The following is a 13,708-nucleotide window of genomic DNA, read 5'->3' on the forward strand; positions in this document are numbered from 1 at the left end:
GGTCAGATCAATCCTTGGTGGACACCATCGTCATAGACACTAGGGCCAAGCTCAAGACGGGATCACCGCGCGCTTACCGAGTTAATTCAATAGTCTGCCTTGCAAAACTCAGCCGCTGAGGGTAATACACTCGGCCTGAGTTATTGCATTCGCGCCGAATTGATTTGCACGCGCAGAGCCGCCTGTATCGCGGCCCGCGAGCTTCCGATTCGCATCGCAAGACTACTCTTTCGTGCGAAGAATTTTTCGCTCACTCCGAATCAATCAGTTGCGACGCTGGCCGTAGGAGCCTCAATAATCTGTTCGATGAACTCAGATAGGCTTTGAACGGATTTCCCCGAGTACAGGTCCTCGTTGAAGGATGGCCGGCCCTTTGGCATTTCCAGAGCCCGCTCGATCAGGTCGGCGAGATTATGGCGAATAGGGTCGTATGGGATAAGATTATTCGAAATTCTCTTTAAAACTTCAGAATCTCTATTCTCAAATGTATTGGTAATCGTCGGAATGCCAGAGGCGGCAGTTTGGAATGCAATAACTCCCGGGTGTGCCGAATAGATCATGGAAATCACTACATCGCAAGAAGAAATCAGGTCGGTGTACTCGTTTGGGGGCAATTTGCTGAGAATGTAAATATCATTGCCTCCGAGTTTGAACGAGAAGCGGGTATCTACCGTGCCCGTCAAATAGATCTCGAAGTTATTGTTTTTTTTGCAGAACTCTCTGACGCAGTCCATCAGAATTTCTGAAATATTTCGCTCGTTAAAGTGCTCGGGTCTGAAATAAAAGAATAGACGTCGCGTTTTTTCCGAAGAGACCGGGAGAGTCGTGATCTTAGGACTAGTCACAAAAATTCGCTGCGACGGACCAATCAACCCCTTGTTGGAGAGGAACTCCTTTAGCAAAGTGGTTGATATGATCAAATTAGGCGCGTTGGCAATTGCGCTTTCTGCCTGAATGTATCGGCTTCCATAGGGAAAGAAGCCGGCTTCAAAGTCCTGGCAGTAATAAAGAACGCGTAGCTCACCTCTGCCTGCCTGGATCGCCTGGCTAGTCAATGCTGAATTGAAGCCGACGATTAAATCGGGCCGCTCTACATAATTCTGAATTTCACTGAAATGAACAACGCCGATGTGATTGCCGTATTGGCGCACCAATTCGGGATTGAATGTTTCGTTTTCAACCGCAATCCAGACTTTGGAGAATAGGCCAAAGACGGATCTGAAATCGCGAAAGAATTCACTGTACCCTGCAAAAAAAAGATTGTCCTGTAAATGGGAAACCAATATAAGCAGAGAGGAATCTGGGCTCTCTTGTAAAAGACTCAGATTGGGCAGTGATTGTCTAAGTGGGTGTAAATAAACTGGCGCGAACATACCGGTCGGATAATTGGCGCGCAACGCAAATTTTTCTTCCAGCCCGCGGGAGCTAGAAATTCTTTTCTCGGCGTGTCCCACGAGGCAGTAGTGAAAAAATCCGGACGAAATTTGGCCTTTGGCTTTGGCTTCGGCGATGTCCGGGTGAGCTCTTTCATAGAAATCTTCATCGAAATCGATAAGACTTTTATGACCATTGAGGTGTAAGTTCAACTCCTGGCGAAAATCTTCGAAATTCAGATGGGAATAATTCGACTTTTCGTGAATAAGGCGATGGAAGTTCCGCTCTTCATTGAAAACTCGGCCTAGCTGCCGGGGTGTGTTTTTGCTTTCGTAGGGAATCGGAAATCCCTCGGCGGACAATAGAGTGAATTGACTCTCGATGATGAATTCAAAAAGCTCGTCTTCACTATCGACATAGCAAATTCGCTGTAAATTCACCATATCTAATGCGGGTCGAACTGTCTTGAGCCATCTGAAGCCAGCGCTCTCGCATGCAAAAAAATAGAGCCGTTCAATGATATGTCCGAGCGTCCCATCGGTCTGTGCTCCCTCGATCGGAAATTCATATATCGATATTTCTCGGTCAAGCAGTGGTTTCAGCGCAGCCGATCGTCCCCAGAACATAGAGCCCGAAGGAAAATCGACTCGCCCGTTCAAGCCGATCTGAATACCGATGCTCTGTGCGAAGGTACGAGCATTCTTAAAATTCAAACCCCAGCCAACAAAGTGACTGACCTGCGAAAGGTGCTGAGGTGCGATCATGCCCAGTTTGGGATCGACCCTGAATGCCTCAAAAATACTCCTCACGACATCTTTGGAGCCGAGAAGATTTTCTAGCAAATAAGTACGCCATCCATTCAAAGTTCGGGAGTGCAGGGATTTCTTGGTATGAATATGAAGAAAGAATTCATATTTTTCATACACATCTCGGCAATTGATAAGCTTTGGGGCGATATCTCGTCCCCGATTCTGTGCAATACGGATTTCGACGCGCCCAAGTGCCCAGTGCCTGAATTTTTGTTCAATCTCCGATTTTTTCTCGTCTGAATCCGTTGTAATGAAGAGATCGAATGAAAACGGTATGTTTTTCAGATAGCGCTGAAATTCGTGCGCCAGCTCCGGGTAAAACATGTGGCAGATAACGGCAATACTTGGTGCTGTTTGCCACTTCGCCAATTCATATGACAGCGGCAACGCAAGGACATAGTCCGTTTGCGGCGGCGCGAAATGGGGGGCTGTGCCCGCTTCCACGGGTGATGTGGCTGCCGATTTCTCAATCGAGTTCAATTGAGACGGCCGCGCTGGGCCGCCGGGCGTGGTTGTTGCATTTTGCTCGCCGGTCGCGTGCGCCGCAGCGTGCCCTGCTGCCGCCACTTCGTCAGTACGCGGGATCTTCCCGGCACTATCCGCACGTCGCATACGCAGTTTTTTGCCAAGCTGAAGTGTAGAGATCCACCAAGTCAACTTCGCAACTCGCCTGAGCACCTTTCGCGTGCCGTGGAAGTTAAGCAACAAGCGGCGTGCGGGCTCGGTTGTTTTCCAGGACGTGCTGTTTCGAATCTCCGTCAGTTGAGCGTCGAGCGCAGCAACTTGACGTTCTAGGGCGAAAAATTCCTCGTTCCGTCGAGAAATCGTTTCGCTCATTTTGAGAATCTGAGCTTCTTTGGCGATGGCCGACTGCATGGCTCGGGCGTCAGCGTTGTCTCGTTCACCAATGGTTTTTTGCAAAACAGCAATGCGCTCTTCTAGTTTGTCCACACTTTGGCGGATGGTAGAAATTCGGCTGTCGCGGTCAGCGATGACCTGTCGCAATTCAGCAATGTGATGCTCTTTCTCGTCAAATGCACGGCTCAAACTGGTGATCCGTGCGTCGCGCTCGCCGATCGCCTGCCGCAATCCGGCAATGTGGCCCTCTTTTTCATTGAGGACATGGCTTAGACTGGCGACCTGCGCCTCACGCTCGGAGAGCATTTGCTGCATGCTAGCAATATGACTCTCTTTTTCATTAAGAATATGGCGTAGATTTGCCGCTTGCCCAGCCTCCGTATGGACGGTCTGTTGAAGGGTCGCAATCTGCTCGGTATAGCGATCGAGTGTGCCTCTGCGCTCAACCGAAGCCCCCAATCTTTGGAACATCGTAGCGGCCAGGCGCCAGCGCTCATTCGGCAAGCTCGATTCGACGAGAGCCATCAATTCCGGCGAACGTTCCCTTCCGACCAGCAGCACGCCAAGGCCGTGGCTGTGTTTGAAATTGAAGCCGGGGTATTCCTGAATTAACTCGGCCCACAGGCGATGGACGCCAAAATCCCGTTCATAGACATTTGTGTCGTGAAAAAGAACAATGCCGCGGGTGGAAATTTTAGGAAGCCAGCTTTCAAAATCATGCTTTACTGCTTCGTAGGTGTGCAGCCCATCGATATGCAGCAAGTCAATCGAATTTTCATGAAAACGCTCAGCGGCTTCATCGAACGCCATGCGAAGCAATTGGGAAAAACTGCCATACAATGGATCGTGGTACTGCTTGAGATCCACGAAGACGTTTTCCGTGTAGTTCCCGGCATGCTCGTCCCCCCGCCACGTATCAACGGCGTAGGCTCGTGTTTCTAAGCCGTTCTCCTTTACGGCTTGGCAGAATGCGCAGTAGGAATTTCCAGAATGAGTGCCCAACTCGACCAAAGTGCGCGGCTTGATTAGCGCCACTATCCATGATGCGAACGGAATATGTCCTACCCATCCATTTGGAAACTCAAGTCGAGAAGGATCAATAAGTGCTGAGTGGTTGATTATTGGCGAATGGTCGCCCTTTGGCGCATCGATTAAATCCATTGGAGTCTCAAAGAAGGGGGCGGCATTTAATGGGCTGAGCCATTGGAGAAAGGTCAGGCGTTGCAATTACAATATTGCAAAAGCACGATGGCCGGGCAAAATTCCGGGAGGCGTGTCTTGGCGGGGGCGTACCCGCTCGACGGAAAAATTCCCGCCGCGGCGAGTAATTTCTAGGTGCTTTGGGAAATGTCCGGGAGGTACTCACTGCTGGGATTGCAGTGGCCGGAGATTTTATCTGCTTGACAGTTCGTGAGCTTTGCTGCTGCCGACTATTCTATCTAAGCGATTGGTGGCTGCTTGCAATTGTCCACTTTTTAGATACGCCGTAATACCTCGAATATTGGCTTCAAGTTCAGCAACCATGGCCTCTGCCTTTTGCAGCTTCAGATCCAATGCATCGCTTAGGCCGGTCGATTCTGTGATGGCATGTGTCATGACTAACTCCCTTGAGCTTCGATTCTGACCATTAGATTACGCGAAATCTAGACGCAAATTTGTCAACTTTTTGATGATAATGTCACAAAAAATCGTATCGCGCAGTCTGACTAATTCAAAAGTTCTCGGTGCCGATTCTCGGCCTGATACATGAGCGCATCACGACAACTCGGCCGGTCCGGCGCAATCGTGTCGATCGGTCTTGCTCGCCCCGCTCGCTGTAAGGCATGCGGCAGTGGAGGAGTTGTGCGGCGGATGACGGCTGTACTGCAGCAGGCCATTCAGGACCGGCATTCGACGGAGCAGGGGCGGCCGAATGGCCGGATGCGATTGGAGATTTTTGACGGTCTAATGTGATGCGCGCGCTCGGTCTCGCGCAGCAGTCAGCATGCGAGCCAGCGTATCCTCCAATGGAGGCGTATCCATTTGAAGGCCGTTCTTGGCTAGGAGCATCTGAAGTTTGGCCGGGTTTCCGCACAGCCGATGCACCTCGTTTGTCCGGACGAATGCAGGATTGATCTGGATCTCTGGCGCGTGCGAGGTCATCCGGACCAAGGAGTCAATAACGAACTGCAGCGAATACGGGTGCCCGGAGCAGATGTTGTATGTCTCGCCTGGCTCGCCGTGTGCGAGCAGAAGAAGATATGCATCGCAGACCATCTGGACGTCGTTGAACTCACGCTCCACGTTCAGGTTCCCCAGTTCGATGCCCGGCGAGCGCTCTGCAAAATGCATGATGAGCTTGGGTATCAAGAAATGGCTGTCTTGCCCTGGGCCGGTGTAATTGAAAGGACGCGTGATAACGAGGTTCAGTCGATCGGAATAAGTACGAGCCATGTACTCCATGGCTAGCTTGCTCATGCCATAGTGATTGACGGGCGCAGGCGCCCAAGTCTCGTCAATGGGGGAGTGTGTGGTATTGCCGTAGACGTTGGCACTGCTTGCCAGCAAGACGCGGGTGGGATGCGTCGGCAACCGAACCAACGCATTCAACAGATTGGTCGTGCCCACCACATTAACGGTATAAAACGCATCATCCCGTGCGTGGCCTACGAAGCTGATGGCGGCCAGATGAATGACCGCGTCCGGAGCCGTAGCCATGACTTCCTGCTGCAGCGCAGGGCTGTCGGTTAAATCCGCTTGGAGCGCGATGACCTCGTGGCCTTGAGAAACTGCGCGTGCCACAAGCGAGCGACCAGTGAATCCGTCAGCACCTGTAAGCAATATCTTCAAAACGAGAAGCCTTGCGTGTTGCGGCGGATGTCTGCATCGAGCATCATTTGACAGAGTTCTTCCAACGTTGTCGTAGGCGCCCAGCCCAATTCTGACTTGGCTTTCGCAGGATTTCCGATCAGAAGTTCGACTTCGGCAGGGCGGTAGAACTTGGGGTTGACTCGCATCACCGTTTTTCCATTGGCGGTGTCAACCGCGGACTCCGATTCTGCCGTTCCCCTGAACTCCACTTCGATACCGGCGCTTTTGAACGCCAGGCGGACAAAATCGCGCACAGTTTCCGTGCGATTGGTCGCCAGGATATAAGTGTCGGGCTTATTGGCCTGCAGCATGCGCCACATGCCTTCGACATACTCTTTGGCAAAGCCCCAATCACGCTTGGCGTCAAGGTTCCCCAATTCCAGCACATCAAGTTTCCCGAGCTTGATCTTGGCTACGCCATCGGTGATCTTGCGCGTCACAAATTCCCGGCCGCGCAACGGGCTCTCGTGATTGAACAAAATACCGCTGCAGCCGAAGATGTCGTAGCTCTCGCGGTAGTTGATCGTCATCCAGTGCGCGAAGAGCTTGGCAACGCCATACGGGCTGCGGGGATAGAACGGCGTGTCTTCGACCTGAGGGATGGCCTGTACCTTGCCGAACATTTCGGAGGTGGAGGCCTGATAAAAGCGGATCTTTGGATTGGTGAGGCGGATGGCCTCGAGCAGATGTAAGGTGCCTATTCCGGTAATCTGCGACGTCGTCCCCGGCTGATTGAAACTGACGCCCACGAAGCTTTGTGCCGCAAGGTTATAGATCTCTTCGGGCTCGGCCTCCTTGAGCAGTGTGATAGTGCTGCCAAGGTCTGTAAGGTCGTATTCGACAAGATGCAGGTCGGGGTGGTCTTGGATTCCGAGTTCTTCGATGCGCCAGAAATTGACGGAACTGGTCCGGCGGTAGGTGCCATAGACCACGTACCCCTTGCTCAGCAGCAATTGGGTCAGGTAAGCGCCATCCTGTCCCGTAATACCCGTGACCAATGCGCGTTTTTTATTCATGGTTCCACTTTTCCTTTTGGCTATGCCTCTGTGCTCTCGCGGAGGTCGTTCAATGCTCCGCTGCGGCAGCAAATCTGTTGCGATTGTTCTCAGGACATTTGGACGATCCGGCCGTGCTCCATGTGAATCACGCGATTGCACTCCTTGGCGATCAAGTCCGGTGAGTGCGAAGCAAGCACCAGAATGCCCGACTTGGCCACCACATCTCGCATACGTTTTTCGGCTTTTTCGGTGAATTCGGCATCTCCAACCGACAGCCATTCGTCCATGAGCAGGATGTCGGCCTGGACACTCGTCGAGATCGAAAACGCGAGACGCATCATCATGCCAGTGGAGTAGGTGCGTACAGGCATATTGACGTACTCGCCTAATCCACTGAATTCGCAGATTTCGGGTGTGAGCCGATCAAGCTCTTTCTTGCTCATGCCCATCACGAGGCCTCGTAGCATGATGTTTTCGATACCAGTGGCATCCATTTCGATGCCTAGGGAAGGGTCGATCAAGCTCGCGATCGTGCCTTCGCGGCGAAACTCCCCGGACGAGGGTTCGTAGACGCTGGCGAGCGTACGCAGCAGTGTTGATTTGCCGGCGCCGTTGTGGCCCACGAGTCCGAGCCGGTCCCCGCTCTTGAGTTCGAGATGGATGCCGCTCAGCGCCTGCACTACGGTCACGCCGGTTTCCTTGCCGAACCGCCCGCCAGTGACTGATGCTGCCAGTGTTTTTTTCAGCGACGAGGCACCCGCGCCGTAGATCGGAAAGTTGACGGCGACGTTCTTGAGAGAAATGAAAGCCATGGTTTAGAGCCAGTAGACGACACGTCGACGATATTTTTTGAATAGCAGGCACGACCCGATGAGGCTGAGCGCCGTCCATCCAAGAATGCCGAACCAGCTGTATGGGTTTGCAATGCCACCCATCAGGGGTGTTCGCAACAGGTCCAGCATTTGCGCAAAGGGGTTCCACAAAATGTACTCGGCACGGCTGGGAAGGTTTTCGGGCAGCCATAGCACGGGCGTCAGGAACATCAGCATTTGCATCAAACTCGTCACGATCTGGGTTACATCGCGATAGCGGGTGCAAATCAGGCCCAGGAGCAGGCCTAGGGCATGCGCGTTAATGATCGCGATGGCAAAGGCCGGAAAAACCAGCAACGCAGGCCAGCCTATTGAAATGCCGGCCCAGATTGCGACGGGGACGTAGAGCACAATTTGATGCGCAAACTGAATCAGATTGCGCGCGATACTTCGCCACACGAAGAGGCTGATCGGGAAATACCCTTGCTTGAGGTAATTGGCCGAGGAGACAAATGCATTGCATGCGTCCGCCACCATGCTCGAGAAAAATCCCCAGAAAATGATGCCGAGCGCAAGATGGGGGAAAAACTTCGACAGTTCGGTGCCGAACAGCGAACTGTACAGGGGGCCCATGCCACCGATCATGGCGCCCATGCTGAGGGTTAACCACAGGGGGCCGAGCATGGAGCGCCGATAGCGCAGCACGATATCGAACCAGGCGAGGGTCCACCAGATGTCGGTGCGTCGGGTGCCTTCCCACCAGTCGGACCAAGCGCTTCTATGCAGGTTGGAGTGAACTTGGCTCATGCGCGACCATAGGTGTCTGCTAGGCGGACGATGTCGTCCTCGCCCAGATAGGCGCCACATTGCACTTCGATGAGGACGAGTTCTTCATTGCCGATATTGGTCAAGCGGTGTTTCTCTTTCATTGGTATGTAGCGGTATTGTCCAGGGAAGGTTTCATGTTCCACGTCGCCGATCTGCACGATGCCACGTCCCTTCACGACGACCCAGTGCTCGGCACGCTGGTGGTGGTATTGCAGTGAAAGGGCTTCGCCGGGCTTGACGGTGATTCGTTTTACTTTATAGCCGTCCTCCTCTTTCAAGGAGGCGTAGGTTCCCCAAGGGCGATGTACAACGGACGGCAGACTTGCCACTTCATGCTTGCGGGCCTTCAGCACATCGACGACCTGTTTCACTTTCTGTGCGCTGTTCTTGTGCAGCACCAGCAGGGCGTCCGGGGTATCGACGATCACGAGGTCGTGCACGCCGATCGTGGCGACCACCTTCGAGCCATGACTGTCGACCTGGACGTGGGTGCCAGTGGTGTCCAACGCCACTACATCGTCTGGCAACGTATTGCCGCTTGCATCCGGGGTCTGGGCATCAGCGACCGCAGGCCACGAGCCTACATCGCTCCAGCCGAATTTGGCTGGTACTACGTGCACATTGGAGGCGTGCTCCATGACCGCGTAGTCTACGCTGATGTCCGGCTGCAGCCCGAAGGCATGGAGATCGAAGTGGATGGCGCTGCCCGATGCCTTGGCGGTGGTCAGTGCATGCCGTGCAGCCCGGATGACGTCAGGCGCGTGTCGCTCAAATGCGGCAATGATGGTGTCAGCCGTGAAGCTGAACATGCCGCTGTTCCAGTAGTAGCGGCCAGTCGCCAAGTATTGCTGCGCGGTTTCGAGGTCCGGCTTTTCTACGAAGCGCCTGACGCTCTGGCTCGCGCGAGACACGTGTTCCACTTCGATATAGCCGAATCCTGTGTCGGGACTCGTGGGACTCACGCCGAAAACCACGAGGTTGCCTTCTTGCGCGAGACGAAACGCCTCGCTCGCGCTTGCCACGAAGGCGGGTACATCCGGCACCAGATGATCCGCCGAGAGTACAAGCATCACCGTGTCGCCGCTAAACTGGCTCGCGCATTGCAAGGCGGCAAGAGCGATGGCCGGCCCGGTATTGCGGCCCTTCGGTTCCAGGAGGTATGTCGTTGCTGGCGGATCGCTCATCTGAGCCAGTACATCCTTCGTGAGAAACAAGTGATCCTTATTGGTCACGATGAGCAATTCGCCGGTGCCGCAGGCTTGACCACGTTCGATAGCCTGCTGGAGCAGCGTGGAGTCGCCGATCTTCATGAACGGCTTGGGAAAGGCTTGGCGCGACGCAGGCCAGAGTCTGGAGCCAGCGCCTCCCGAGAGCACCACTGAAAGCAGCCTCATTGTTTTCCTTTTGCTTGTTGACTCGGGCAATTTTACGGGCAGCCCCTTCCTGGGCCCGCGCGGCTCCGGAGCGCAGGGCCGAGCCAAGCTCACCAGAGGCGGTTGCGCAGATAATCGCCCGGCGGCGTCGGATTCCGGCAACGCCGCCGCCCGTTCCTGCTCCCACCCCCAAAAGTTTCGTTCGACCCGTCCTTCGGGTCCGCAATCTATGCATGCTGTCTATCGTTTTCTGCTCGCCTTGGCTGCATTTGGCCGAGGTCCTGGACTGATGGGGCGCGTTCAGCGGGCATGGCGCATGTTCAAGAAGTCGGGCTGGCCGGGCATCCGCTGGGAGATGGGGCGCCGTATTGGCGGCTACAACAACTATTCGTCCTGGGTGCGCCGCTACGACACGCTGACGCCCGAGCTGCGCGACCGCATTGCCCAGCGCGTGGCTGCCATGAACGACCGGCCCCTGATCTCGGTCGTCATGCCCACCTACAACCCGAACCCCGGCTGGCTGCGCGAGGCCATCGAATCGGTGCGGGCGCAGATCTACCCCAACTGGGAGCTCTGCATCGCGGACGATGCCTCTCCCTCGGCGGAGGTGCGCCAGATCCTCAAGACGTACAGCGAGAGCGACCCCCGAATCAAGGTCTTCTTCCGCCCCGAGAACGGCCACATTTCGGCCGCATCCAACAGTGCGCTGGAACTGGTCTCGGCCCCTTGGGTCGCGCTGATGGACCACGACGACCTGCTTCCCGCGCATGCGCTCTTCTGGGTGGCAGATTGCATCGCGGCCCATCCCGATGTGAAGCTGATCTATTCCGACGAGGACAAGGTCGACGAGGGCGGCCACCGGTTCGGCCCGTACTTCAAGTGCGACTGGAACGTCGATCTCTTCCGCTCGCAGAACATGTTCAGCCACCTCGGCGTGCTCTCGACCGAGCTCATGCGCTCGGTCGGCGGTTTCCGCGTCGGCATGGAAGGCTCGCAGGACTGGGACCTCGTGCTGCGCTGCATGGAGCGCGTCGAACCCGGGCAGATCCGGCACATTCCGCGCGTGCTGTACCACTGGCGCGTGCACAGCGAGAGCACGGCCCGTTCGATGAGCGCCAAGCCCTATGCGGCCATCGCGGGCGAGCGCGCGCTGAACGAGCACTTCGTGCGCACCGGTGTGCGCGCCACGGCCGAACACCTCGACTTCGGCTATCGGGTGCATTACGCCTTGCCCGATGTCTTACCCTTGGTTTCGGTAATCATCCCCACGCGCAATGCCCTGAAACTGACGCGCCAGTGCGTGGAGTCGATCCTCGCGAAGACCAGCTATTCGAACTACGAGATCATCATCGTCGACAACGGCTCCGACGATCCGGACACGCTGGCCTGGTTCAAGCGCATCGCTTCGGAAAAGCCGAATGTCCGCGTGCTGCGCGACGACCGCGACTTCAACTATTCGGCGCTCAACAACGGTGCGATCCCCGCAGCGAACGGCGAGATCCTCGCGCTGGTGAACAACGACATCGAGGTCATCACGCCCGACTGGCTGAGCGAGATGGTTTGCCTGGCCGTTCAGCCGGGTGTGGGAGCGGTGGGGGCCCGGCTCTGGTATCCGAACAGGACACTGCAGCACGCAGGCGTGATCCTCGGCATCGGCGGCATTGCGGCGCATGCGCATCGGGGCATGCCGGTCGGGCGTGAGGGTTATGGCGGCCGCGCCGCACTGATTCAATCGTTCTCCGCTGTCACGGCGGCCTGCCTCGTGATTCAGAAACGGCACTACCTCGCCGTGGGCGGCCTCGACGAAGTGCATCTGAAGGAGTCCTTCAACGACATCGACTTCTGCCTGCGCCTGCGCGAAGCGGGCCTGCGCAATGTCTGGACGCCGTATGCGGAACTGTTCCATTACGAGTCCGCGACCCGTTCGAAGAACATGTCCCCGAAGAGGCAGGCCCAGTTCCAGGAAGAGTCCGCCTACATGCACCAGCGCTGGGGCGATCTCATCCAGAACGACCCCGCCTACAGCCCCAACCTCATGCTGGCCCGTGAGGACTTCAGCTACGCCTGGCCGCCCCGCCTGCCCCCGGTCTGATGGCTCTCGACGTCTCCGTCGCGCTCTGCACCCGCAACGGCGCGCGCTATCTCCCCGAGCAGATCCGCAGCATCTGCACGCAGGCGCCGTTGCCGCGGGAGATCGTGCTGTCCGATGACGGTTCGACCGACGACACCCTGGCCGTCGTGCGCGACACCCTTGCGCAGTGCGGCGTGGCCGATCGGATCGAATTGCGCGTGTTCAGCAACACGCCGCCGCTGGGCGTCACGCGCAATTTCGAGCAGGCCGTGCGCGCCTGCAGCCATGACCTCATTGCCTTGTGCGACCAGGACGATGCCTGGCATCCTGGCCGGCTCGCGCGCATGGTGGCGCAGTTCGAGGCGCGTCCCGACCTGCTGCTGCTCCACACCGATGCGCGCCTGGTCGATGCCCAACTCGAACCCCTGGGCTCCACACTCTTCCACGCGCTGGAAGTGCAGCCCGCGGAACTGTCGGCCATCGCGCATGGCGAGGCCTTCGGCGTGCTGCTGCGGCGCAATCTCGTGACCGGCGCCACCACGATGTTCCGCAAGACCCTGCTCGACACGGCGTTGCCGTTCGCGCCCGAATGGGTGCACGACGAGTGGCTGGCCGCCGTGGCCGCGGCCATCGGCCGCATGGACGTGCTGCCCGAACCGACCATCGACTATCGCCAGCACGCCAGCAACCAGATCGGCGCGCGGCGGCTCACCTTGTCCGAGAAGATCGCCAAGGCATTTGTCGAGCGTGGCGACAAGCACGTGGCGCGTCTGCGCCGGGCCGAGGCGCTGCTGCGGCGCCTGCAGCAGCTCGGCACCAGGGTGCCAGCCCGTTACCTGGAGGCACAGCGCGACAAGGTTGCGCACCAGAGGTTCCGGGCCGAACTTCCGTCAGCGCGGCCGCTGCGCCTTTTGCCGATCCTGATCGAGGCGGCGCGCGGGCGCTATGCGCGCTTTGGCCGCGGTGGGCACGCCATCGTGCAGGACTTGTTCGAACGCGGCTGACTCAACCGCGAAGCCGCCAGTACCGCCAGAACGCCCCCGACAGCCACACCTTCAGCAGGCTGGTCACGTGCCAGTACAGGTATTTCTTGCTCCGGTGGCTTTCGCGTTGTGCGTCGTGTCGCGCCACCAGGTCCTCGCCCACCTGCAGCTTCCAGCCAGCGAGCCGGGTGCGTGCGCAGATGTCGAAGTCTTCCCCGTACATGAAGAAGCGCTCGTCGAAGCCTCCGACTTCCCGGTACGCCTCGCTGCGAAACAGCATGAACAGCCCGGGGATCCACGCCGGCACGCTGGGCCGCACGTAACCGGGCTTTTTGCGCCCGACGATCTCGAAGGGGGTGAGCAAGGCCCGGTGCGGCTCCGGTGTGTTCTTTCCCGGCTCCAGGATGCGCGGCGTCAGCAACCCGGTGTCAGCCGCGGCTTGCGCCAGCAGCGGCGTCAGCACGTCGCTGTCGAAGCGGATGTCCGGGTTCAGCACCAGGAACCACGGCGTGCCGCAGCGCTCGAAGGCCTGGTTGTGATTGGCGCCGAACCCCTTGGGGCTCGCGTTCCCGATCCGCTCCACCTCGAAGCCCCAGTTGCGGCCGGCGAGCACATCGGGCTCGGGAATGTTCAATGTGAGCACGACCTTGGCAATGACGGCTCGGCTGTGCCGGTCCAACTGCTCGAGCAGCGGCAGCACCAGCGGGAGCTGGCCGTGGCTCACGATTGAAATGGTGATCGGGGGGCGGGAG

Annotated in this window: 10 protein-coding genes; 2 read left to right on the plus strand and 8 right to left on the minus strand. The window is 57.1% G+C overall.

Annotated features, from left to right (window positions below):
* Window positions 1–260: 260 nt before the first annotated feature.
* The 7 genes from ACCC97_RS27700 to ACCC97_RS27730 all read right to left on the minus strand — a co-directional run bounded on the left by ACCC97_RS27700 (window position 261) and on the right by ACCC97_RS27730 (window position 9,923).
* On the minus strand, window positions 261–4,268 hold the full coding sequence (locus ACCC97_RS27700; protein WP_413336164.1) for a rhamnan synthesis F family protein: 4,008 nt from the start codon (window positions 4,266–4,268) through the stop codon (window positions 261–263).
* Between the two features lie 165 nt (window positions 4,269–4,433).
* Window positions 4,434–4,637 carry a hypothetical protein gene (locus ACCC97_RS27705; protein WP_413336165.1) on the minus strand — a complete coding sequence of 68 codons (204 nt, stop codon included), beginning with the start codon at window positions 4,635–4,637 and terminating at the stop codon, window positions 4,434–4,436.
* A gap of 348 nt (window positions 4,638–4,985) precedes the next feature.
* A complete protein-coding gene (locus tag ACCC97_RS27710; protein ID WP_413336167.1) occupies window positions 4,986–5,870 on the minus strand; it encodes an NAD-dependent epimerase/dehydratase family protein in 885 nt (294 codons plus the stop codon).
* Entirely contained in the window at window positions 5,867–6,907 is a 1,041-nt protein-coding gene (gmd, locus tag ACCC97_RS27715; RefSeq protein ID WP_413336169.1) for a GDP-mannose 4,6-dehydratase, read from the minus strand. Before gmd ends, ACCC97_RS27710 begins: the two co-directional genes overlap by 4 nt.
* 89 nt (window positions 6,908–6,996) lie before the next feature.
* Entirely contained in the window at window positions 6,997–7,701 is a 705-nt protein-coding gene (locus ACCC97_RS27720; RefSeq protein WP_413336171.1) for an ABC transporter ATP-binding protein, read from the minus strand.
* 3 nt (window positions 7,702–7,704) lie between these two features.
* The gene (locus ACCC97_RS27725) at window positions 7,705–8,508 is read right to left on the minus strand and encodes an ABC transporter permease (RefSeq protein ID WP_413336173.1); all 804 of its coding nucleotides are present in this window, start codon (window positions 8,506–8,508) and stop codon (window positions 7,705–7,707) included.
* The gene (locus ACCC97_RS27730; RefSeq protein ID WP_413336174.1) at window positions 8,505–9,923 is read right to left on the minus strand and encodes a mannose-1-phosphate guanylyltransferase/mannose-6-phosphate isomerase; all 1,419 of its coding nucleotides are present in this window, start codon (window positions 9,921–9,923) and stop codon (window positions 8,505–8,507) included. The genes ACCC97_RS27725 and ACCC97_RS27730 overlap by 4 nt, the downstream gene beginning before the upstream one ends.
* A gap of 295 nt (window positions 9,924–10,218) precedes the next feature.
* Here ACCC97_RS27730 and ACCC97_RS27735 point away from each other — a divergent pair, with 295 nt between their 5' ends.
* Window positions 10,219–11,994: a glycosyltransferase family 2 protein gene (locus tag ACCC97_RS27735; RefSeq protein WP_413336176.1), complete on the plus strand. Its 1,776-nt coding sequence runs from the start codon at window positions 10,219–10,221 to the stop codon at window positions 11,992–11,994.
* Window positions 11,994–12,977: a glycosyltransferase family 2 protein gene (locus ACCC97_RS27740; RefSeq protein WP_007838980.1), complete on the plus strand. Its 984-nt coding sequence runs from the start codon at window positions 11,994–11,996 to the stop codon at window positions 12,975–12,977. The genes ACCC97_RS27735 and ACCC97_RS27740 overlap by 1 nt, the downstream gene beginning before the upstream one ends.
* Before the next feature lies 1 nt (window position 12,978).
* Here ACCC97_RS27740 and ACCC97_RS27745 read toward each other — a convergent pair.
* A partial coding sequence (locus ACCC97_RS27745) for a glycosyltransferase family 2 protein (protein WP_413336178.1) occupies window positions 12,979–13,708 on the minus strand: 730 nt, incomplete at its 5' end.

Source organism: Variovorax sp. Varisp85, assembly GCF_047304045.1.
In the GTDB taxonomy this organism is placed as follows: domain Bacteria; phylum Pseudomonadota; class Gammaproteobacteria; order Burkholderiales; family Burkholderiaceae_C; genus Variovorax.